Source organism: Xanthomonas campestris pv. asclepiadis, from assembly GCF_020784175.1.
Lineage (GTDB): Bacteria > Pseudomonadota > Gammaproteobacteria > Xanthomonadales > Xanthomonadaceae > Xanthomonas > Xanthomonas campestris_D.
The window spans coordinates 42,945-65,671 of the sequence record NZ_JAJGQM010000008.1 but is presented as its reverse complement, the minus strand read 5'-3'; the positions used below and the strand labels follow the sequence as shown (position 1 = coordinate 65,671).

Below are 22,727 nucleotides of genomic sequence, written 5' to 3'. Positions count from 1 at the left end.
GCATGAGTGAGATTTGTGGCTCGCCTCGATACTACGCGCTTGTCGCGCCTGCGGTTGCAACCGATGCTGCAGTACCCCATCGTGATGATCGTGCCATGTCCGTCTGCCTGCCTGATGTTGTCTCTTGCGGTTTCAGCACATCACGGCAGCGTGCGCAGGTGGAGCCATGAGCGCGCAACCGGCGACGCAACCAGCGGTTGCGGCACGCGAATGGCGCACCCCGCTGGAGCTGGGGTTTCTCGGCATCGTCTGGGGTTGCTCGTTCCTGTTCATGCGTGTGGCCGCACCCAGGTTCGGCACCGTGGCGCTGGTGGAAATCCGCCTGGCGCTCGGTGCATTGGTGCTGTTGCCGTTCCTGTGGCTGGCGCGCGAACGCTTCCCCCTGCGTCGCTGGCCGATGCTGGCGGCGATCGGCGTGCTCAACTCCGCGTTGCCGTTCCTGCTGTTTGCCTGGGGCGCGCAACACGCGCCGGCCGCGATTGGTGCGATCTGCAATGCGATGACGGTGTTGTTCACCGCATTGATCGCCTTCCTGTTCTTCGGCGAGAAGATCGGCACGCGTCGCGCGCTGGCCTTGCTGATCGGTTTCATCGGCGTGCTGGTGCTGGCCACCGGCAAGTCGGCCGGGTTGAGCGTGGGCCCGGCGGCACTGGCGGGTGCCACCGCGTCGCTGCTGTATGGCATCGGCTACAACCTGGTGAAGCGCCACATGGGCGACTTGCCACCGGCCGCATCGGCCGCGTCCACGCTGGGCTGCAGTGCGCTGCTGCTGGCGCCGTTGGCCTGGTTGCAGTGGCCGACCACGCCGGTGCCGGCCGTGGCCTGGGCCTGCGCCACCGCGCTGGGCGTGGTGTGCACCGGGTTGGCGTTCCTGATGTATTACCGCCTGATCCAGCGCATCGGCCCGGCACGCGCCTCCACGGTGACCTACCTGGTGCCGGTGTTCGGCGCATTGCTGGCCTGGTCGCTGCTGGGCGAGCCGTTGACCTGGACCATGCTGGTGGCCGCGGTGCTGATCCTCGGCAGCGTCGCCTTCAGCCAGCGCACCCGCTAAAAACAAGCGCGCCTTTGCTTTTTCAATTCCCGATTCCCGATTCCCGATTCAACCAGCAGGCGGCGCCCGCACCGGCAACGGCACATTGCACAGATCGATATGCCCGGCCGGGCGCTTGTAGAAATCGTCCTTGCGATTGCGGCGCGCTTCGGCCACATCGCGGAAGGTCTGGCTGTCGGTGCGCAGCAACTGCAGTGGCGTGCGTTCGGGCATGGGCACCTCGCTGGCCAGGCGAATGGCGCGGATCGGCGCGCGCTGCGTGGGGTCTTCGTAGAAACCCATCGGGTCCGGGCCGCGCGGGATCACGCTGAGCAACTCCATGCCTTTGACCACGCGGCCGACCACGGTGATGTTGCGGTCCAGCTGGCGCGGCGATTGCCCGGTGACCACATACAACTCGGCGCCGATGCTGCTGTCCTCGTCATTGTTGCGGCCGGCGCCCAGGGTGCCGTAGCAATGCGCCAGCCAGGTCTTGCCGCTGGCGCTGTCGCGCCCGACCGGGAAGCCGTCGACAAAGCCCACCTGCGCTGCCCAGCCATCGCTGTCGGGCAGGCGCTGGAAGTCCAGGCCTTGCGAGGCGCGTTCGAATTCGGCCGGCAGGTGCGTCTTGGCCGAGCCCAGCGACTTGGCCTTGGTCGGCGTCTCGCCATCCGGGTCGCCGAACTGCACCACGAAGTTGTCCTGCGAACGGTAGATGCTGAGCCCGTCCCAGAAGCGCTCGTGCGCCAGGGTGCGGATGTTGCCCACATGCGCCGGCGCAAACTGCGGCGCCAGCTCGATGATGACCCGTCCGCCATCCAGCTCCAGGTACAGCGTGCGCTCGGGGTCGAGCACGCGCCATGCGCTGGCCGGCGAGGCGTCCAGGATCTGTTGCGGGCTGCGATAGGCCGCGTTGGCGGCAGCGGGTAACACCAGGGCAAGCAGGCAGGCGGAAGCAACAGTGCGCAGAAGCATGAAGGCAGCCAGCGGGAGGGATGCCCGATTCTTGCCGACCACGCGCCTGGACGCAAAGCGCTTGGACACAACGTGCATGTACGCACAGCAGGACGCCAGCGGAATGCGCCGGCGTCCTGCGGTCACGCGCGTGCCTGCCGCAGCTGCGCGCTTACGGGGTGTTGCGCACGTGCGGGCTGGTGTGGTGCACGTTGGCGCCATGGTCGTTGCGGAACAGCGGGACCAACTGCCACAACGCGCAGATGCCGACCAGCGTGTAGACCACACGCGACAGCAGGGCATCCTGGCCGCCGAACAGCGTGGCGACCAGGTCGAACTGGAACAGGCCGACCAGCCCCCAGTTCAAGCCGCCGACGATAAGAAGCACCAGGGTGATGACGTTGATCGTTTTCATGAAGACAGTCCGTGTGGGTTGGGAGACCCAGAGTCCGCATGCCGCGCGCAACGCCTCGTGAGCGTGAGCGTGCGCGTGACGATGACGGGCTTGCGCACGCCGCGATCACATCCAGCCGACGCGCATCGAACCGATGCAGTGTTCTGGCCACCCGGCAATGCACTGCGGCGCAGTTCAGCGCGCCGGTTTGCGCTTGAGGTACAACTGCTTGCGCACCCGCGCCACCACCTCGCCCTCGTGGTCGTGCACCGCGTTTTCGAACCAGCGCAGATGTTTTTCGCCATTGGCGGTGGCCGCGCGCAACTCGGCCAGCACACTGTCTTCGATGACGAACTCCGCGCTCACCGTGCCGCGCCCGGGTTTGACGAACTCGATGCTGCCGGCCTTGTCCCACACGTAGTAGTCGCGCCCCAGGTTCTGCATGGTCAGCAGCATCCAGAACGGATCGGTCATCGCGAACAGGCTGCCGCCGAAATGGGTGCCGACGTAATTGCGATTCCACGGCCGCTGGCGCAGCTCCACGCGTGCATGGCGGTAATCTGCCGACAACATGGTGACGTGGATACCGGCGAACAGGTACGGCGGCCACAGGTTGATACCGAGCTTGAACAGGGAAGCACGCATGCGGCCAGGGTCCATGGCAGGGCGGGCCTGCAGCATACCATTCGCATGCGTATGGAGCTTGTGCCGGTGACGGCAGCGCCCGGCCGGTCTGCAGACCGGGCGCCGTGGTGCCGGCGGCGCTTAGAACACCAGCGACGACATCTTGCGGCGGTAGCGGCCCACCAGGTCTTCGTCTTCGATCACCCGGAACGCATCGATCAGGCTACGCCGCGGCAGGTTGTCGTCGAAGGCGCGGTCCTGCCGCAGCATTTCCAGGAACTGTTCCAGCGCGGCCTCGTCATTGCCGTCGAGCAGGTGACGCACGCCAAGCAGATGGCGCGCGCGCAGGTCGGCGCCATTGGTGGCAACAGCGGCCTGCAGCGCGTCGGCATCCGGCGCGTCCTTGAGAACATTGGCAAAGCCCAGCCGGGCCTTGGCGCGCACCGCACGGTCGTCGGTGGCCAGGTTGGCGGGCAGGGCGTCGATCAACTGCTCGGCTTTGGTGGTGTCGCCGGTCTTCAGCAGCGCCAGTGCCAGATCCAGCTTGAGCTCGTCCTTGTCCGGCTCGGCGGCGATCGCCTCACGCAGCGCGGCAACCTGGTCCTGCGGCTCGAGCGGCGCCGGCGGCAGTTCTTCGGCAACCTGTGGCTCAGCCGGCAGCACGCCGTGCTGGGTGAGGAATTCGCGCACCTGGCCTTCCGGCATCGCACCCGGGAAGCCGTCGACCAGCTCGCCGCCCTTGACCAGGAACACCGTCGGCACCGAGCGGATCTGGAACGCGGCGGCGATCTGCTGCTCCTTGTCCACATCGACCTTGGCCAGCTCGAAGGCGCCGTTGTAGTCGGCGGCGAGCTTTTCCAGGATCGGCGTCAACGACTTGCAGGGGCCGCACCAGGTGGCCCAGAAGTCCACCAGTACCGGTGTCGTCAACGATTTCTGCAGGACCTCGGTCTCGAAGGTGTCGGTGGTGGCATCGAATACGTGCGGCTTGTCGGACATGGGCTTCCAGAAGTGATTGCGGCAACAGTGGGAGGTAGTGGTGGCAAACCGGGCCGACACAAGGCTGGCCGGCCCGGGCGCACGGCGCGTGGCCGGCCGTCACGCCGGCAGGGGTTCACGCCACGCGCGCCCGGCACGACAATGCCGCGTCTTGGCGGCGCAGCCTGCGCCCGGCGTTGGAGCAAGGCAATGACACGCATCGATGGCACCCAGCGCTACCTGGGCCTGGTCGCGGCAACCGTGTTCGTGCTGGCGGTGGCCGGCTTCGGGGTGGCACTGCCCGGTTACCTGCAGGCCAGCCATCCGGTGGCATTGCTGGGTGCCAACGGCGTGCCGCATGCGCTGGGCTTCAACCTGCTGGCGTTCGTGCTGGTCGGTGCGCTCGGCATGGCCACCGGGGTCAGCCTGCTGGCGCGCATGCCGGCCAGGTCCAGCTGGAGCCTGCGCGTGGGCGGGCAGTTGATCGTGCTGGCCGGGCTGGCCTTTCTCGGCATGGGCGCGCTGCCGCTGGATCCCACCGATCTGGACGGGCGCGCCAGCCAGGCCCACGCCACCGCCTGGCTGTTGTGGGCGGTGGCCTTCGTGCCCGGCATGCTGTTGCTCGCCGCCGCGCTGCTCAACCAGCCCCACACCCGCGTCCTGGCGTGGCTGAGCCTGGCGGCGGGGCTGCTGGTGGCGGTGCTGGCGTTCGGCCCGCCGGGCCTGCTGCGGCAGGCGATCGCCCAGCGCCTTGCATTCCTGGCCTGGGTCGGCTGGCTGGCCGTGGCGGCCTGGCGCTGGCCGGCCAGACCCGCCACCTGAGACCAGCGTTTGGAGCACCTGCTGCACTGCGGTACCCTGTGCCGCTTTGCACCGCCCGAGCATCCGCTCCCAATGTCCACCGTCGAACCGAACGCCTACGACCCGCAGCAGGTCGAAACCTCCGCCCAGCAGTTCTGGGATGCCACCCGCGCCTTCCAGGTCGACGAAACTTCGGACAAGCCGAAGTTCTATTGCCTGTCGATGCTGCCGTACCCGTCCGGTGCGCTGCACATGGGCCATGTGCGCAACTACACCATCTCCGATGTGGTCAGCCGCTACAAGCGCATGACCGGCCACAACGTGCTGCAGCCGATGGGCTGGGATGCGTTCGGGTTGCCGGCGGAAAACGCGGCGATCAAGAACAAGACCGCGCCGGCCAAGTGGACCTACGCCAACATCGACCACATGCGCGGCCAGCTCAAATCGCTGGGCTACGCAATCGACTGGTCGCGCGAGTTCGCCACCTGCACGCCCGAGTACTACGTGCACGAGCAGCGCATGTTCACCCGGCTGATGCGCAAGGGCCTGGCCTATCGCCGCAATGCGGTGGTGAACTGGGACCCGATCGATCAGACCGTGCTGGCCAACGAGCAGGTCATCGACGGCCGCGGCTGGCGCTCCGGCGCGCTGGTGGAAAAACGCGAGATTCCGCAGTGGTTCCTGCGCATCACCGATTACGCGCAGGAACTGCTCGACGGCCTGGACCAGCTGGAGGGTTGGCCGGACTCGGTCAAGACCATGCAGCGCAACTGGATCGGCCGCTCGGAAGGGCTGGAGATCCAGTTCGACGTGCGCGACACCGACGGCACCGCGCTGGATCCGCTGCGCGTGTTCACCACCCGCCCGGACACGCTGATGGGCGTGACCTTTGTGTCGATCGCCGCCGAGCATCCGCTGGCGTTGCATGCGGCCAGGTCCAATCCGGAACTGGCGGCGCTGCTGGAAACGCTCAAGCACGGCGGCGTCTCCGAAGCCGAGCTGGAAACCCAGGAAAAACGCGGCATGGCCACCGGCCTGACCGCGGTGCATCCGATCAGCGGCGAGCAGGTGCCGGTGTGGGTGGCCAACTTCGTGCTGATGGGCTACGGCACCGGCGCGGTGATGGCGGTGCCCGGCCACGACCAGCGCGATTTCGAATTCGCCAACAAGTACAAGTTGCCGATCGTGCAGGTGGTCAAGCTGCGCGAGCCGCGCAACGACGACGAGCAGAGCTGGGAGGCCAGCCAGTGGCGCGACTGGTACACCGACAAGAGCCGCCCGCTGGAGCTGATCAATTCGGCCGAGTTCGACGGGCTGGATTTCGGCGGCGCCTTCGAGGCACTGGCCGAGCGTTTCGAGCGCAAGGGCCAGGGCCAGCGCCGGGTCAATTACCGCCTGCGCGACTGGGGCGTGAGCCGCCAGCGCTATTGGGGCTGCCCGATTCCGGTGATCTATTGCGCCAAGTGCGGCGCGGTGCCGGTGCCGGAAGACCAGTTGCCGGTGGTGCTGCCGGAGAACGTGGAATTTGCCGGCACCGGTTCGCCGATCAAGACCGACCCGACCTGGCGCCAGACCACCTGCCCGGACTGCGGCGGCCCGGCCGAGCGCGAGACCGACACCTTCGACACCTTCATGGAGTCGAGCTGGTACGTGGCGCGTTACACCAGCCCGAACGCACGCGACATGGTCGACCGCCGCGCCAACTACTGGATGCCGGCCGACCTGTACGTGGGCGGCATCGAGCACGCGATCCTGCACCTGATGTACTTCCGCTTCTATCACAAGCTCATGCGCGACGCGCGGCTGGTGGACAGCGACGAGCCGGTGACCAACCTGCTCACCCAGGGCATGGTCATCGCCGACACCTTCTATCGCGATGCCGATAACGGCGGCAAGGACTGGATCAATCCGGCCGACGTGGAGATCCAGCGCGACGAGCGCGGCCGCGTCACCGGCGCGGTACTGATTGCCGACGGCCAGCCGGTGCACATCGGCGGCACCGAGAAGATGTCCAAGTCCAAGAACAACGGCGTGGACCCGCAGTCGATGGTGGCCAAGTACGGCGCCGATACGGTGCGGCTGTTCTCGATGTTCGCCGCCCCGCCGGAGCAGTCGCTGGAATGGAACGAGGCCGGCGTCGATGGCATGGCGCGCTTCATGCGCCGGCTGTGGGTGCAGGTGCACAAGCATGTGGGCGAGGGCGTCGCCACTGCACTGGACGCCGCCGCGCTGAGCGCCGAGCAGAAGGCGATCCGCCGCAAGACCCACGAAACCATCGGCAAGGTCAGCGACGACTATGGCCGCCGCCACAGCTTCAACACCGCGATCGCTGCGGTGATGGAACTGTCCAACGCGCTGGCCAAGTTCGACGATGCCAGTGCGCAGGGCCGTGCGGTGCGCCAGGAAGCCCTGGAGGCGATGGTGCTGTTGCTCAACCCGATCACCCCGCACGCCAGCCACGCCCTGTGGCAGGTGCTGGGCCACGGCGAGACGCTGCTGGAAGATGTCGCGTTTCCGCAGGTCGATGCCGCTGCGCTGGTGCGCGACGCGCTGACCCTGGCGGTGCAGGTCAACGGCAAGTTGCGCGGCACCATCGAGGTGGCCGCCGATGTCGGACGCGAGCAGATCGAAGCGCTGGCCCAGGCCGAGCCGAACGCGGCCAAGTTCCTGGAAGGGCTGAGCGTGCGCAAGATCATCATCGTGCCCGGCAAGATCGTGAATATCGTGGCGGGTTGATCGTCGCTGATCGGCTAGGTCGCCATTGCCGGTTCGGGTAGTGTCCTGGAGCGGCGTGGCGACGCGGTGCGAGGTCGCTGCGGCGATGTTGGCAACGTGTTGCACCGGCGCGTGGCGACGCGTTTTTCATTTCTGGGCGCCGCGTTTTTTCGCGGCGCCCTCTCAAGCCCCGTTCACGCGGTGTCGGGCAGGCTAGCCGCCTGTTGCCGCCGCCGGGGCGCTCATCCAGACTGTGCCCATGATTCGATTTCCTACTGCCTTCGCTGCGTCCCTCGTGCTCGTCTCGAGCCTTACCGCCTGCGGCTTCCATCTGCGCAACTCGCTGGCGCTGCCGCCGGACACGCCCGCGGTGAAGGTGCAGTCCGCAGTGCAGTACAGCGAGCTGGCCAAGTTGCTGCGGCGTGGTCTCAAGGCCGCCGGCGCCACCCTGGCCGACGAAGATGCCAAGACCGGCTTTGCGCAGGTGCAGGTGTTGTCCGAGCGTTGGGGCGATCTGCCGATCGCCATCGACAGCCAGGGCCGCGCGCAGGAATACAGCCTGCGCTATGCCGCAATCTTCACCGTCACCACCGCCAACGGCTCGGTGTTGGTGCCGCAGCAGGTGATCGAGCTGTCGCGCGACTACGTGTCGCCACCGGTGGATGCCACCGGTACCGCGACCGAGCGCGAGATCCTCGCCAACGAATTGCGCAAGGCCATGTCGGCCTCGATCCTGCGGCGCATCGACAGCGTCGTGCGCGCGCGCATGGAACGTGGCGAAACGCTGGAAAGCACGCCCAGCGCGCCGCTGCAGCCGGCCCCCACACCGCCGGTGCAGCCGTCCACGCCGGAATCGAGCGTGCCGGCGTCGCTGCCGCCCGCTTCTTCGTCGAATAACTGAGCAGCTGGTGATCCGCCCGTCCGCGCATCTGCCGGGCAACCGCGCCCGGTGTCCGGAATTGGCTTGCGCCAGGCGCATGTCGCGCTTGCCGCGCGGTGACCATGCCCCGACGATCGCTGCCGACGCGTTCTTGTGCGTGACGGTGCAGTGGCGCCTGCCTTCGTAGTCATGGAACTTACGTAGTCATGGAACTTCGCCCAGAACAGCTCGCCGGCCAGTCCAACCAGCCGCTGCAGCCGGTCTACCTGATCGCCGGTCCGGAGACCTTGCGCGTGCTGGAAGCAGCCGATGCGGTGCGCGCACGTGCGCGTGCCGAAGGCATCAGCGAACGCGAAGTCTTCGATGCCGATGGCCGGGAGTTCGACTGGAACCAGCTGGATGCGACCTTCAACGCGCCCAGCTTGTTCAGTCCGCGCCGGCTGGTGGAAGTGCGCCTGCCCAGCGGCAAGCCAGGCAAGGACGGCGCCGAGGTCATCACCCGCTTCTGCGCCAACCCGCCGCCGGATGTGGTGCTGTTGATCACCGCCAACGACTGGAGCAAGGCGCACCAGGGCAAATGGGCCGATGCGATCGGCCGCATCGGCACCATTTCGGTGGCCTGGGCGATCAAGCCGCACGAGCTCTCCGACTGGATCGAGCGCCGCCTGCGTAGCCACGGCCTGCGTGCGGACGCCGCCGCGGTGCAGCGGCTGAGCGAGCGGGTGGAAGGCAACCTGCTGGCCGCCGCGCAGGAAATCGACAAGCTGGTGCTGCTGGCCGATGGCAAGGTGCTGGACCTGGAGGCGATGGAATCGCTGGTCGCCGATGCCGCGCGCTACGACGTGTTCCGCCTGGCCGAAACCACCTTTTCCGGGCAACCGGCCGCAGTGATCCGCATGCTGGCCGGCCTGCGCGCCGAAGGCGAGGCGGTGGCCGCACTGATGCCGATCCTGATCAAGGAGCTGCTGCGTACCGCGGCCTTGGCCAAAGTGCAGGCCAACGGCGGCAACCTCGCTGCCGAAATGAAGGCGCAAGGCCTGTGGGAATCGCGCCAGGCGCCGTTCAAGCGCGCGCTGCAGCGGCATCCCGAACCGCGTCGCTGGGAGCGCTTCGTCGCCGAAGCCTCGCGGGTCGACCGCATGGCCAAGGGCCGCGCCGACGGCGACCCCTGGGTCGGCCTGGAACGCCTGCTGGTCGCCGTGGCCGAAGCCCGCGCGGTGAGATTGCTGGCGTGAAGGCCGGCGATGCCGCCACCGGAGACCGCGCCTGCGCCAACAGCGACGCGCGCTCCGCCTCCCGACACAGCGTACCCCCCGGCCATGCCGCACCTGCGGCCCTCCCCAGCAGCGCGGCTCCCACCGTGCCGCCCCCCGACGCCCAGCCCGCCACAGACCTTCGCTCTTCCGACTCCCGACTCCCGACTCCCGATTCCCAGCCCCACGCCGATTCCCGATTCCCGACTCCCAATTCCCAGCTCCACCTCTACTACGGCGGCACCTTCGATCCGATCCACCTGGGCCACCTCGCCATCGCCTGCGCCGCGCGCGACGAATTGGGCGCGCTGGTGCATCTGGTGCCGGCCGCCGATCCACCACATCGCCCCGCGCCCGGCGCCACCGCAGCGCAGCGCGCAGGCATGCTGGAACTGGCGCTGGCCGACACGCCCGGGCTGGTACTGGACACCCGCGAGCTGCAACGCGCCAGCCGGAACAGTGCGCCGTCCTACACCGTCGATACCTTGCGCGAACTACGCGCCGAGTTCGGCGCCACGACGCCCATCGCCTGGCTGCTCGGTGCCGATGCCTTCATGGGGCTAAGCAGCTGGCATCAGTGGGAAGACTTGTTCGAACTGGCGCATTTCGTCATTGCCGCGCGTCCGGGCACGACGCTGGACCTGGCCGATGCGCCGCAGCTCGCCGCGGCAGTGCAGGGCCGCTGGGCCGCCAGGGCGGGCGAACTGGGCATCTCGCCGGCCGGCCGCCTGTGGTCGCTGCAGCAGCCGTTGCGCGGCGAATCGGCCAGCGCGGTGCGCTCGCGCATCGCCGGCGGCGGCCACTGGCAGGCGCTGGTACCGGCGTCGGTGGTGGCATTTATCGCGCACGAAGGCCTCTATGGCTTAGCCCCGCCGACTAGCTGAACACGCAGCCGGCCGGACCGGCCTATAATTCACGCCAATTCCATCGAGTTGCCCGCTTTGACCACCCAAGCCCAAGTCATCAAGACCTCCATTCCGAATCCGCCGCCGTCCGTGCCGGCCCTGTTGGCCACCGTGCGCGAGGCCGTGGAGGAGCTGAAAGCCAAGGACGTGGTCGAGATCGATGTGCGCGGCAAGTCCAGCGTCTGCGATTACATGGTGGTCGCCTCGGGTACCTCGACCCGTCATGTGAAGTCGATTGCCGAAGAGGTGGTCAAGTTCGCCAAGCGTCTTGATGTCATGCCGCTGGGCGTGGAAGGCGAGCGCGAGGCCGAGTGGGTCTTGGTGGACCTGGGTGATGTGGTGGTGCATGTGATGCTGCCGCGCGTGCGCGAGTTCTATGCACTGGAACGCCTGTGGACCGTGGGCGACCAGCGTCCGGACGACGCGGATGCCGACCCCGAAGAGTGAGTGAGCCGGGCATGCCGCGCAATGCCCGACCCCCGACCGACGCGCCTGCCTCGCAGGCGCTGCAACAGCTGCGCAGCCAGCGCGCGCAGACGTCCGGCGCGCCGCTGTCGCCGGCACGCAAGCGCTTCGATCGCCTGCTGCGCGACCTGGAGCGGCATCGTGCCGACCTGCAGGCCTGGCAGCTTGCACGCTCACAATGGCGCGAGCGTTATCACGCCCAATTACAGCCCTTGCTCGACCAGCGCCGCGCGGCCGACATCACGCTGGTCGAAGTGCTCGACCGCGCGCATGCCACGGTCAAGCTGGGCAAGGCCGATCGCGCATTCCTGTCCGAGTTGCTGTGCGATATCGCCGCCCCGCTGATCGAGGCCGGCCACGAGGCACTACGCCCGATTTACGATCGCCACAGCGCCGTCGGTTACGACCAGGAAGTGGCCGAATCCGATGCACTGATGAAGCAGATTCTCGGCCAGGCCTATGGCCTGGATGCCGACGAACTGGACGGCATCGACTCGCCCGAAGAACTCTTTGAACGCGTCAGCGAGCGGCTCGAGCAGGAGCACGCGCAACAACAGCAACGCCGTACGCAACGGCGCAAGCGTGCCGAGAAACAGGCGGTGGTGGAAAATGCCGAGCCGCCGCCGCTGCGCGAGCTGTATCGCAAGCTGGCCGGCAATCTGCATCCGGACCGCGCCAAGGGCGCCGACGACCACGCCGCGCGCACCATCCTGATGCAGCGGCTCAATGCCGCCTACAAGGCCGGCGATCTGTTGGGTCTGCTTGAACTGCAGGCCGAGATCGGCCTGATGGACGCGCAAGGCGTGGACGCGATGAGCGCCGCGCGCCTGCAGGACTACAACCGCGAACTGGATCGGCAGTGCAGGCAGTTGCAACAGCAGCTGCAGCAGCAGTCGGACGAGTTTTGCGCCGAATACGGGCTTGAACTCTCATCGCGACCCAAGCCCGAGCGACTGGGCCGGTTGATGGCACAGCTCAAGCGCGAGATCGAAGACGACCTGATGGATGCGCGCCGGGGCCTGCGCGAGCTGGAAGACCCGCAATCGCTCAAGCGCTGGTTGAAGCTGCAGCGCGCCATGTCGGGCGCGCACGACGCCACCTGGTTCTGATCACGGTCTGAGCGTCGTTGTCAGCTTGCACACGCGCCACTGCTGGTGCGCGCACGTGCTCTGCGTAGCCTCGGTTGGACACGCTGCCAGGCGTGCAATCGAGACGCATGCATGCACGGCGTTCTGACAGCAGTTGGATCGACGCGGCCAAACGGATGCCGGTCCGTTCGGCAGCACTGGCCGTTGCCATTGTCTACAACAGCCAGCTGACGGCCGCGCGCTTACAACGGCCCGCGCTCCCACGGCCCGGTGATCGCCAGCGTGATGCCCGGGGTCTGGATGTTGACGAACAGGGTGCGCGCCAGCGGGTCCCAGCAGGCGCCGCAGAACTCGGTATCGCGGTAATCGCCTTCGGCAATGGTCTTGCCGGCATCGGCGATCTGCTGCGAGGTGAGCTGCACGTTGTTCTTTGCCAGGTAGAACGATTCGCCGCCGCGCGTCAGCCCGAGCAGTCGCGCGCCCGGGCCATATTCGTCCGGGCTCTCGCCGCCGTCTTCGCACAGCACCACGCCACCGCGCGCGCTGACGGTGACGTTGTCCGGGTTGTGCGCGGCCAGCTGGTTGCCGCTGACGAACAGTGCGCTCAAGCGTTGCGTAAACAGATCCAGCACCCATACCGCGCCGTTGCCGTAACCGCGGCGGCCCTGCGCATCAACGCCGGCGCTGGTGTCGACGATGAAGAGTTTGCCGTAGCTGTACCAGATGCCTTCGCCACGGCTCATGCGCAGCGCGCCATCGGCCCACGCCTGCGCAAACGGCCCGCTCAGGGTGTCGTTGGCGCCGATATCGGGGAAGCCGACCGGTGCGGCGATGCCATCCAGATCGGGCTCGGCAATGTCCACCCATTCCAGCTGGAACTGCTGGCCGATGCTGGCGACGGTGAGATCGGCATTGCGCCGCCCGCGCACGCGTGCGGCCTGCAGCCGGCCGCCATTTTCCAGCGAGCCATTGCGGCCGCGGCGGTCGTTGGGGATGAAGCGATACAGGCCGGCCTTGTTGCGATCGTCTTCGGTGAGATAGACGATGCCGGTGCGCGGATCGATCGCCACCGCTTCATGGCTGAAGCGGCCCAGCCCGACCAGCGGCCGGCCGCTGGTGCGCTGGCTGTCCGGGTCCACTTCGAACACGTAGCCGTGCTTGCGGCCGGTGCTGGACACCGCATTGGTCTTGATCTCTTCGCAGCTCAGCCAGGTGCCCCACGGCGTGGGGCCGCCGGCGCAGTTGACCAGCGTGCCGCCCAGGCTCGGCTCCAGGCTGCCCCAGCCGCGGCGGCCGTAACTCAGGGTGGTGGTGCCGCCGCCGGCCAGTTGGGTGCCGCTGACGAGGCCGGTGTCGTACATCGCCGGTGCACGGAACGGCGTGGCCGCACCACGTTCGTGGTTGCGGATCAGCACATATTCCAGGCCGCGCAGCGGATCGCTGCCCGGTCGCCAGTCGGGCCGACGCAGGCCGACCACGGCCATGCCGTCATGGCGGTCGGGGCAGGGCTGCCCATCGTCCATGCGATCGCCGCTCCAGCCGAACGAGCGGTAGCTGAAACCGCGCGGCAACTGCAGCAACGGCAGCCCGGTGCTCTGGTCGGCGACCGGCGCGAGCGGACCATAGCGGCTGGGCACAGGGGCCAGTTGCAGCGGCGGCGAGGCGCTGTTGGCGGCCTGGGCCTGGCGCGATTGCAGCGCGCTCAAACTGCCAAGCGCACCGGCGGCCATCACGGCGGCGCTGCCCTTGAGCACCTGGCGGCGGGCGGGATCGAAAATCGGCATCGAACGACTCCTGCGGGCTGGGTAGTGCGCCGACGCTAGAAGCCCGCTGTAACCGCACCATGACACCGGCGCGATCGCCCCGGTTCCGATGCCCAAGCTGTGACGCGGATATCATGTGGCCATGAAATGCCGACTTATCGCTACCGGCGAGCGCGCACCGGCCTGGGTGGCGCAGGGCTTTGCCGAATATCAGAAGCGTCTTTCGCACTGGATGCCGCTGGAGCTGGTCGAGATCGAGCCCGGCCTGCGTGGCAAGGGCCGCGATGCACAACGCGCCATCGATGACGAAGGCCGCCGCGTGCTCGCCGCGCTGCCCAAGAACGCCTACGTGGTTGCGCTGGATATCCCGGGCCGCCCGCTCAGTTCGGAACAGCTTGCCCAGCGCATGGAGCACTGGCGCGGGCAGGGCCGCGATCTGGCGTTCCTGATCGGCGGCCCCGAAGGTCATGCCGCCGAGGTGCTGAAAACCGCCAGCGAAAGCTGGTCGATCGGCTCGCTGACCCTGCCGCACATGCTGGTGCGCCTGATCGTCGCCGAGCAGCTGTACCGCGCTGCGGCGATGCTGGCCAACCATCCGTATCACCGCGCCTAAGTGGCATGCGCGAGGGCAGTAATCCGCGCGTAGCCGCTGCGCTTTCGAGATGGGTATGCGGGCAAGTAGCCGGGCGCATCCTCAACCCGATCCGCGAGACCGCACGTCGTCGCGTGCACGCAAGGCGCACTGCAACGATGCGCATGCAACAGCTGAAACCGCGGCCTCGCAGCAGCCGGCTGCACAACGCCAGACCATGCGGCGACCGGGCATCCGGGTCGCCGCAGGTGATGACGCATCAATTCAACGAAAAACTCACCGGCACCAGGCCGTATGCCTGCACGGCCTGGCCGTTCTGCATCGCCGGCTGGAAGCGCCAGCTGCGCAGCACCTGGCTGCGTGCGGCCAGGTCGAGCGCACGATGACCGCTGCTGGTCTGCACGCTCACCTCGGCCGGGCGGCCATCGGTGCCGACCAGCACGCGCAGCAGCACCGTGCCCTGCTGCCCGGCACGCAACGCCGCCACCGGGTAACTCGGCGCCGGTGAACTCAGATACTGCAGCTGGCCTGCCTCGACCGGGCCGCTGGGCGCGGCAATCGCCGGCGCGCTGTCAGACGCCGCCTCCGAGACCGCAGGTAAGGCGAACGTTGCGTTGTCGACCACGGCAGGCTCACTGATCACCGGGGTCTGCACCTGCACCTGCACCTGCACCGTGGTCGGCGGTGTGTGCGGCACTTTCGGCGTGAACTCCCGCTTGATCGTCATCACCGGCGGTGGTGGCGTCGCGATGGTGATGGGCATGACCCAGCGCTCTTTCGGTGCGGGCGGCTGCGGAACCGCCCGGTACGAGAGCGGTATCAGCAATAACCCGCCGGCCAGCAAATGCAAGGCCACCGCAGTGCTCATCGCCAGGACGCGCGAGGTGTCGATGCCTGTGGATCGGGAAGAAACCTGCGACTGCGTGCGAACCATCATCCACCTCCTCAACGGAACTGCGGAAAGGACCAGCGCGACCCGGACGCACTACACCATCCGGTAGCGTAGGTTTACCGCGCCGTTTGCACGGACACAAGTGATTTCGAAGCGCTGGAGGTCGGCTGATTGATTCGCCCCTTCGCGTCGAACCATGCAGAGTGGCCGGCGCGGCAGACCCGTGGACGGAAGGGGGTGGGCATCTGTCATCGCAAGGCGAGGCACCAGAATTTTCGGTTTGCCCAACAAAAAACTGCCCTCGGGGAGGGCAGTCTGGACATCACACCGAACGCGATTGCGGCCAGGTCAACGTCCCAACTCGAAGGTCACATCCAGGTTGATCGACAAGGTGCTCTCGCCCGGGGCGACCTGGGTGTCCATCTCGGCCTTGGCCGAGCGCATCGAGGCGGCCATCATCATCGGGCGCGCACCGCCGCCGCTGCGGCCTTCGGAGATGCTGACGATGCGGCGCACCTTCAGGCCGAGCGACTTGGCGTAGGTGTCGGCGCGGGCCTGGGCCTTCTTCAGGGCGGCCACGCGGGCCTCGTCGTAGGCCGGTTCGGGCTGATCCACCGAGAAGCTGGGGCCGTTGATGTCGTTGGCGCCCTGGGCGACCAGCGCGTCCAGTACCTTGCCCAGGCGCGAAATGTCGCGGACCTTGAGGCTGACCGTGTTGCTGGCCTGGTAGCCGTTGATCCTGGGCGCTTCGTTTTCCTTGTAGGTGTACTGCGGGCTGAGATTGATGCCGGTGGTCTGCACGTCCTTGTCGGCGATGCCGGCGGCCTTGATCGCAGCCATGACCTTGCTCATCTGTTCGGCGTTCTGGCGCATGGCGGCGTTGCCGTCGGCGGCCTGGGTGACCACGCCGGCCGACAGCGTGGCGATGTCCGGTATGCGCTTGGCGTCCGCCTCGGCCGACACGTTGAGCAGGGTGCCATCGTTGGGAATGGTGTAGCTCGGAGTGGTCTGGGCGTGGGCGGTCATGGCGGTTCCGGCAGCGATGGACAGGGCCAGCAACAACGGTGTGAGGGTGGTACGCATGAGATCTCCTGGTCTGTCAGCGAAGCGTGTTGCGGGTTCGATGAACATGTTGTGAGTCGAACGCGACCACTGCCGCCCGGATCGGCAAGCGGGCAAGGAGGAGCAACAGGTATGCTGGACGGATGCTCTATCTCGCCTCCCGGTCGCCGCGCCGACAAGAACTGCTGCAACGCTTGGATGTGCCTTTCCAGACCCTGCAACTGGACGTGCCCGAACTGCGCGCGCCCGAAGAATCGCCTGCGCAGTACGTGCAGCGCGTCGCGCTGGACAAGGCGCGTGCCGGCCTGGCGCAGGTACAGGCCGGCGACCCCGATGCGATCGTGCTCGGCTCCGATACCGAAGTGGTGCTGGGCGAGCGGGTGTTCGGCAAGCCGGCCGATGCGGACGATGCGATCGCCATGCTGAGCCTGCTCTCCGGGCGTACCCACCAGGTACTCACGGCCGTGGTTCTAGTCTGCGCACAACGCGCGCCGGTGCAGGCCCTGGTGGTGTCGGAGGTGACCTTCGCGCCACTTGATGCTGCACAGATCGCCGCGTACGTGGCGTGCGGCGAGCCGATGGGCAAGGCCGGCGCGTATGCGATTCAAGGCCGCGCCGAACGTTTTATCAGCCATCTGTCCGGCAGCTATTCCGGCGTGATGGGATTGCCGCTGTTTCACACCTCGCAGTTGCTCACAGCCCTCGGAGCGCATTGATGTCGGAAGAAATCCTGGTCAACGTCACCCCGCGCGAAACCCGCGTCGCGGTGATCGAGAACGGCATGCTGCAGGAGCTGCATATCGAGCGCGGCTGGCGCCGGGGTGTGGTCGGCAACATCTACAAGGGCAAGGTGCAGCGGGTGATGCCGGGCATGCAGGCGGCCTTTGTCGAGCTGGGTCTGGAGCGCGCCGCGTTCCTGCACGCCAATGACGTGGTGCGTCCGGCGCCGGCGCCGGCCAGCGTGGTCGATACCGAGGAGACGCCGATCCCGCCGCCGCCGGCGGCCGCGGTGCCGATCGTGGAACTGCTGCGCGACGGGCAGGACATCGTGGTGCAGGTGGTCAAGGACCCGATCGGCACCAAGGGCGCGCGGCTCACCACCCAGATCAGCATTCCTTCGCGCTATCTGGTGCTGCTGCCGCAATCCAAGATCGTCGGGGTGTCGGCGCGGATCGAGGACGAGGCCGAGCGGTTGCGCCTGAAGACCATTGTCAGCGAGGTCTCGGCCCAGCACGGCGGGTTTGGCTACATCATCCGCACCAATGCCGAAGGCCAGCCGGCCGAGGCGCTGGCCGAAGACATCGCCTACCTGTCGCGGGTCTGGAACGTGGTCGAGCGGCGCGGCCGCGAAGCACCGCCGTGCAGCATCATCTACGAAGACCTGAGCCTGCCGTTGCGTGCGGTGCGCGACCTGATCCGCCGCGACGTGGAAAAGGTCAAGGTCGACTCCAACGAAACCTTCGCGCAGCTGCAGGCGTTCGTGGCCAAGTACATGCCGGTGCTGGCCGAGCGGCTCGAGCTGTACACCGGCGACCGGCCGATCTTCGACCTGTACGGGGTCGAGGACGAGATCGGGCGCGCGTTGAACAAGCAGGTGCCGCTCAAGTCCGGCGGCTACCTGGTGATCGACCAGACCGAGGCGATGACCACCATCGACGTCAACACCGGTTCGTTCGTCGGTCAGCGCAATCTCGAGGAAACCGTGTTCCGCACCAACCTGGAGGCCGCGCAGGCGGTGGCGCGGCAGCTGCGGCTGCGCAACCTGGGCGGGATCATCATCATCGACTTCATCGACATGGACGATGCCGAGCATCGCCGCCAGGTGCTGCGCACGCTGGAAAAGGCGCTGGCGCGCGATCATGCCAAGACCACCGTGTACGAATTCTCGCCGCTGGGCCTGGTCGAGATGACCCGCAAGCGCACCGTCGAGAGCCTGGAACGGCAGCTGTCGGAAACCTGCGGCCAGTGCAGCGGGCGCGGCACCATCAAGACTGCCGAGACGGTGACCTACGAGATCTTCCGCGAGATCACCCGCGCGGTACGCCAGTTCGATGCCGCGCGGCTGCTGGTGATCGCCTCGTCGAAGGTCGTCGCCCGCATCACCGACGAAGAGTCCGCAGCCGTGGCCGAGCTGGAGGAATTCCTCGGCAAGAGCATCCGCTTCCAGTCCGACGACCAGTATCTGCAGGAGCAGTTCGATGTGGTGCTGCTGTGAGTCCGGGATTGGGGAGTCGGGATTCGGGATTGGTCAACGCCGGCTCTGGTAGCGTGGCTTGGTCCGATAATGGCGCTTGACGGCACTGTGCGCGGCTTTGCTTTGACCAATCCCCAATCTCCAATGCCCAATCCCCGCCCCTGATGCCCACCCCGCTGCGCCGCCGTCTCCGTCTGTTTCGCCGCTATGCGATCACTGCCACTGCGCTTGCGCTGGTGGCGATCGCGTTGCTGGTGGGTGCGGCCAGCCAGGCGTTGCCGTTGGCCGAGCAGCGGCCACAGCAGATCGCCGCGTGGCTGAGCGAGCGCGCCGGCCAGCCGATCGCGTTCGATCGCCTGCAGACCGAATGGACCCGGCGCGGCCCGTTGCTGCGGCTGGATGGCTTGCGGATCGGCCCGCATGGCGAGGTGCGTGTGGGCCAGGCCGAAATCCTGCTGGCGATGTACGCCGGCCTGTTGCCCGGCCACTCGCTGACCGAGGTGCGTCTGCGTGGCCTGGCGCTGACACTGCAACGTAGCGACGATGGCGTGTGGTCGGTGCAGGGCCTGCCGGCCGGGCGGCATTCGGACCCGTTGGAAGCGCTGCGCCGGCTCGGCGAGATCCAGGTGGCCGAGGCGCGCCTGCGGGTGGCCGCGCCGTCGATCGGCGTGGACACCACGCTGCCGCGCATCGACCTGCGCCTGCGCGTCAACGGCTCGACCGTGAACGTCGGCAGCCACGCCTGGATCGACCTGCAGCGCGCACCGCTGACCACGGTGATCGCATTCGATCGCGACAGCGGCGACGGCAGCGCGTATGCGCAGGCCGACCCGGCCGATCTGGCCGCCTGGGCGGCGTTGCTGCAGTTCGGCGGCATGCGCGTGGACGGCGGTGGCGGACGCCTACAGGCCTGGGCGCAGTTGCGCGCGCGCCGGATCACTGCAGTCACCGTGGATGCCGATCTGCAACAACTGCGTCTGTCCGGCGCACCTTTGCCCGAGCAGACCGCACGCCGCACGCTGGTGTGGGAGCGGCTGCAGGCGCGCGCGCGCTGGCAGACCGTCGACGGCGGCTGGCGCATGGATGCGCCGCTGCTGCGCTTGGGCCAGGCGGCCAGGCTGCAGCGGCTGGACGGGCTGAGCATTGCCGGCGGGCGGCGTTACGCGGTGATGGGCAAACACCTCGATGTCTCCGGCCTGATCGCCGCGGCCGCCTTGAGCGAGCAACTGTCGCCTGGCCTGCGACGCTGGCTGAGCCTATCCCGGCCGCAGTTGCGCCTGGCCGATCTGCAGATTGCAGGCGAGCAGGGCGGAGCGGTGCGGGCGCAGGGCCGGATCGAGGAGCTGGGCTTCCTGCCGGTGGGCAACACGCCGGGCATCAGCGGCCTGCGTGGCCGGATCGATGGCGACGCGCAGGCCATTGAGCTCGATCCCGCGCCGGATGCCACGCTGCGGTTCGACTGGCCGACCGGCTTCGGGGTGGTGCACGAGCTGCAGCTGGCCGGCAGCATCGTGGGCTGGCGCGACGGCACCGGCTGGCAGGTCGCCACGCCGGCGCTACGCGTGCAGGCCAGGGACTACGGCGCCAATGTGCGCGGCGGGCTGTGGTTCCAGAACGATGGCAGCCGCCCGCGCATCCAGCTGGCCACGCAACTGGACGATGTCGCCTTGCCGGTGGCGCGCAAGTTCTGGATCCGCTCCAAGATGAGCAAGGCGGCCATCGACTGGCTGGACACGGCGGTGGCCGGCGGCGTGATCACCGGCGGCACCGGCCTGGTCAGCGGCGATCTGGACGACTGGCCGTTCGACAACAACGATGGACGTTTCGAAGCGTTCGGCCAGATCCGCGACGGCGTGATCCCGTTCAACCCGGACTGGACGGCGATGGAGCAGGTGCAGGCCGACCTGCGCTTCCTCGGCAACGGATTTTCCCTGCAGGGCAGGGGCGAGCTGGCCGGTGCGCCGATCGCGTCCCTGGAAGCCGGCATTCCCAGCTTCGCCACCTCCGAGCTCTACGTGCGCGCCTCTACCCAGGCCGACGCCGCGCAGCTATTGGGCATGCTGCGCAAGAGCCCGTTGGAGCAGCGCTACGGCGACACCTTGCGCAATCTCGCGGTATCCGGCCCGGCAGCGGTGAGCTTCGACTTGCTGCGTCCCCTGCGTACCCGCGGCGTGGGCGGCCACCTGCAAGGCACGGTGGCGCTGCAGGGCGCCAGGCTGGCCGATGCGCGCTGGAACCTGGCCTTCGACCAGGTCAGCGGACAGGCCGAATACCGCGACACCGGCTTTGCCGCCGAGCGCCTGAGCGTGCAGCACCAGGGCCGCAGCGGCGAGTTGTCCTTGCGTGCCGGTGGCTTTGTGCAGGACCCCGCGCAGGCATTCGAGGCGCGCTTCGGCGCCACCCTGGACGCCAGGGAACTGTTCGATCGCGCGCCGCAGATGGAATGGCTGCGCCCCTACGTGCATGGCAGCGCACCCTGGCAGGTGGGCGTGGACGTACCGCTGCCGACCCCCGGGCAAGCGGACCCGCAGGCGCTGCTGACGCTGCGCTCGGAACTGGTCGGCACCACCCTGGATCTGCCTGCGCCACTGGACAAGGCGGCCACGCAGCCGCTGGATACGCAGGTCAAGGTGGCCTTGCCGGTGGGCGACGGCGATATCGACGTGGCTTTCGGCAAGCTGGTCGCGCTCAAGGCCAGCAGCCAGGGCAACCAGACCGGCGTGCGCGTGGTGATGGGCACGGACACGGTCAGCGAGCGTCCGCCGGCCAACGGCCTGGTGGTCACCGGCCGCACTGCCTCGCTGGATGCGATCGACTGGATCAGCCTGGCGCGCGGCAGCAGCGCGCCGGACACGCCGCCGCTGCCGGGCCAGCCGGCAACGCCGAAGAAGGACGCGGTGCCGCTGCAACAGGTGGATGTGCAGGCCGACCGGTTGCTGATGATCGGCGGCGTCTTTCCGCAGACGCGCCTGCGCCTGCGGCCGACCCGCGACGCGGTGGCAGTGAGCCTGGACGGCCCGTCGCTGGCCGGCCAGCTCAGCGTGCCTAATGCCGATGGCGCCGCCGTGCAGGGCAAGCTGAGCACGGTGCACTGGCAGCCGGTGGCCGCACCGCCCGAACCGGCCGTGCCCGAGCCGGGCGACCCGCTGGCCGGTGCGTTGCCGGAGCCGGCGCGCCGCGCGGTGGCCGAATTCGACCCGGTCTCGATCCCGCCGCTGTCGCTGGACATCGACGACCTGCAGGTCGGCAAGATGACCCTGGGCGCGGCCACCCTGCGCAGCAGCCGGCTGACCGACGGCATGCAGGTGGACCAGCTGCAACTGCGCTCCAACGACCAGAACATCGGCCTGACCGGCGCCTGGCGCGGCAAGGGCGACTCCGCCAGTACCCGGCTGTCGGCGCGGGTGGACAGCCGCAATCTCGGCAACCTGCTGCAGAACCTCACCCTGGGCGGCCAGCTGCGCGGCGGCGAAGGCCAGCTGGAACTCAACGCCGGCTGGCAGGGCTCGCCGACCGGGTTTGCGCTCGGTTCGCTGGATGGCGATCTCAAGATCGACGTGCGCAACGGCCAGCTGCTGGAAGTGGATCCCGGCGCCGGCCGCGTGCTCGGCCTGCTCAGCGTGGCGCAGCTGCCACGCCGGCTGATGTTCGACTTCCGCGATTTCTTCTCCAAGGGGCTGGCCTTCAACAAGCTGGAGGGTCAGGTGCGCTTCGGCGAAGGTTTCGCGCGCACCGATGCGATCCGTATCGAAGGTCCGGCCGCCGACATCGCCATCCGGGGGCAGACCGACCTGCGCGCGCAGACCTTCGACCAGACCGTGGACGTGAACCCCAAGGCCGGCAATCTGCTCACCGTGGTGGGCGCGGTGGCCGGCGGCCCGGTCGGTGCGGCGGTGGGCGCGGCTGCCAATGCGGTGCTCGGCAAACCGTTGGGCGCGATCGGCGCCAAGACCTATCACGTCACCGGGCCGTGGAAGGATCCGCAGGTGGACGTGGTGGAACGCGACGTGCGCGAGCGTGTGCCCGGCAAGCCGCCAGCAGCGGGCGCGCCAACGGCGACGCCAGGCACGCCCGGTCGGTCGCCCCGCTGACGCGCTTAATGGCGCGCGCCAGCGCGTGCAGGTATTGAGTCGC

19 protein-coding genes are annotated in these 22,727 nt (G+C 68.1%); 12 read left to right on the top strand and 7 right to left on the bottom strand.

Annotated features, from left to right (window positions below):
* The first annotated feature begins 166 nt into the window (after positions 1–166).
* Positions 167–1,054: a DMT family transporter gene (locus LL972_RS06025; protein ID WP_228326804.1), complete on the top strand. Its 888-nt coding sequence runs from the start codon at positions 167–169 to the stop codon at positions 1,052–1,054.
* A 48-nt stretch (positions 1,055–1,102) separates the two neighbouring features.
* On the opposite strand, the gene LL972_RS06020 is transcribed toward LL972_RS06025, so the two are convergent.
* The 4 genes from LL972_RS06020 to trxA all read right to left on the bottom strand — a co-directional run bounded on the left by LL972_RS06020 (position 1,103) and on the right by trxA (position 4,004).
* Entirely contained in the window at positions 1,103–2,008 is a 906-nt protein-coding gene (locus tag LL972_RS06020; RefSeq protein ID WP_228326803.1) for a peptidylprolyl isomerase, read from the bottom strand.
* Positions 2,009–2,159: 151 nt separating this feature from the next.
* Positions 2,160–2,402 carry a DUF378 domain-containing protein gene (locus LL972_RS06015; protein WP_228326802.1) on the bottom strand — a complete coding sequence of 81 codons (243 nt, stop codon included), beginning with the start codon at positions 2,400–2,402 and terminating at the stop codon, positions 2,160–2,162.
* A gap of 174 nt (positions 2,403–2,576) precedes the next feature.
* Positions 2,577–3,026: a DUF4442 domain-containing protein gene (locus tag LL972_RS06010; RefSeq protein ID WP_228326801.1), complete on the bottom strand. Its 450-nt coding sequence runs from the start codon at positions 3,024–3,026 to the stop codon at positions 2,577–2,579.
* A 120-nt stretch (positions 3,027–3,146) separates the two neighbouring features.
* On the bottom strand, positions 3,147–4,004 hold the full coding sequence (gene trxA, locus LL972_RS06005) for a thioredoxin (RefSeq protein ID WP_228326800.1): 858 nt from the start codon (positions 4,002–4,004) through the stop codon (positions 3,147–3,149).
* 189 nt (positions 4,005–4,193) lie between these two features.
* Here trxA and LL972_RS06000 point away from each other — a divergent pair, with 189 nt between their 5' ends.
* The 7 genes from LL972_RS06000 (at position 4,194) to LL972_RS05970 (ending at position 12,111) form a co-directional block, all read left to right on the top strand.
* Positions 4,194–4,805 carry a DUF998 domain-containing protein gene (locus LL972_RS06000; RefSeq protein ID WP_228326799.1) on the top strand — a complete coding sequence of 204 codons (612 nt, stop codon included), beginning with the start codon at positions 4,194–4,196 and terminating at the stop codon, positions 4,803–4,805.
* 72 nt (positions 4,806–4,877) lie between these two features.
* On the top strand, positions 4,878–7,520 hold the full coding sequence (leuS, locus tag LL972_RS05995) for a leucine--tRNA ligase (RefSeq protein ID WP_228326798.1): 2,643 nt from the start codon (positions 4,878–4,880) through the stop codon (positions 7,518–7,520).
* Positions 7,521–7,758: 238 nt separating this feature from the next.
* Positions 7,759–8,400, top strand: a complete 642-nt coding sequence (gene lptE, locus LL972_RS05990) for an LPS assembly lipoprotein LptE (RefSeq protein WP_228326797.1) — start codon at positions 7,759–7,761, stop codon at positions 8,398–8,400.
* A 185-nt stretch (positions 8,401–8,585) separates the two neighbouring features.
* Positions 8,586–9,614, top strand: a complete 1,029-nt coding sequence (gene holA, locus LL972_RS05985) for a DNA polymerase III subunit delta (RefSeq protein ID WP_228326796.1) — start codon at positions 8,586–8,588, stop codon at positions 9,612–9,614.
* Positions 9,611–10,516 (top strand): nicotinate-nucleotide adenylyltransferase, encoded by a 906-nt coding sequence (gene nadD, locus LL972_RS05980; RefSeq protein WP_429002119.1) that lies wholly within the window; start codon positions 9,611–9,613, stop codon positions 10,514–10,516. The genes holA and nadD overlap by 4 nt, the downstream gene beginning before the upstream one ends.
* A gap of 57 nt (positions 10,517–10,573) precedes the next feature.
* The gene (gene rsfS, locus LL972_RS05975; protein ID WP_024939731.1) at positions 10,574–10,984 is read left to right on the top strand and encodes a ribosome silencing factor; all 411 of its coding nucleotides are present in this window, start codon (positions 10,574–10,576) and stop codon (positions 10,982–10,984) included.
* Between the two features lie 11 nt (positions 10,985–10,995).
* Positions 10,996–12,111, top strand: a complete 1,116-nt coding sequence (locus tag LL972_RS05970; protein ID WP_228326794.1) for a J domain-containing protein — start codon at positions 10,996–10,998, stop codon at positions 12,109–12,111.
* A 221-nt stretch (positions 12,112–12,332) separates the two neighbouring features.
* Here the strand turns inward: LL972_RS05970 and LL972_RS05965 are convergent, their stop codons facing one another.
* Complete coding sequence (locus LL972_RS05965; RefSeq protein ID WP_228326793.1) at positions 12,333–13,874, bottom strand: alkaline phosphatase PhoX; 1,542 nt, start codon at positions 13,872–13,874, stop codon at positions 12,333–12,335.
* A gap of 121 nt (positions 13,875–13,995) precedes the next feature.
* Between LL972_RS05965 and rlmH the strand changes: the two genes are divergently transcribed.
* Complete coding sequence (gene rlmH, locus LL972_RS05960; RefSeq protein WP_228326792.1) at positions 13,996–14,466, top strand: 23S rRNA (pseudouridine(1915)-N(3))-methyltransferase RlmH; 471 nt, start codon at positions 13,996–13,998, stop codon at positions 14,464–14,466.
* 238 nt (positions 14,467–14,704) lie between these two features.
* Here rlmH and LL972_RS05955 read toward each other — a convergent pair whose 3' ends face one another.
* Positions 14,705–15,382, bottom strand: a complete 678-nt coding sequence (locus tag LL972_RS05955) for an energy transducer TonB (protein WP_429002118.1) — start codon at positions 15,380–15,382, stop codon at positions 14,705–14,707.
* A gap of 303 nt (positions 15,383–15,685) precedes the next feature.
* Positions 15,686–16,420, bottom strand: coding sequence for an SIMPL domain-containing protein (locus tag LL972_RS05945; RefSeq protein ID WP_228326791.1), 735 nt, complete (start codon positions 16,418–16,420; stop codon positions 15,686–15,688).
* A 122-nt stretch (positions 16,421–16,542) separates the two neighbouring features.
* Here LL972_RS05945 and LL972_RS05940 point away from each other — a divergent pair, with 122 nt between their 5' ends.
* From LL972_RS05940 to LL972_RS05930, 3 genes are all read left to right on the top strand, one after another.
* Positions 16,543–17,115, top strand: a complete 573-nt coding sequence (locus LL972_RS05940; protein ID WP_228326790.1) for a Maf-like protein — start codon at positions 16,543–16,545, stop codon at positions 17,113–17,115.
* Positions 17,115–18,614 (top strand): ribonuclease G, encoded by a 1,500-nt coding sequence (gene rng, locus LL972_RS05935; RefSeq protein ID WP_228326789.1) that lies wholly within the window; start codon positions 17,115–17,117, stop codon positions 18,612–18,614. Before LL972_RS05940 ends, rng begins: the two co-directional genes overlap by 1 nt.
* A 143-nt stretch (positions 18,615–18,757) precedes the next feature.
* Positions 18,758–22,684 (top strand): YhdP family protein, encoded by a 3,927-nt coding sequence (locus LL972_RS05930; protein WP_228326788.1) that lies wholly within the window; start codon positions 18,758–18,760, stop codon positions 22,682–22,684.
* The last annotated feature ends 43 nt before the right edge of the window (positions 22,685–22,727 follow it).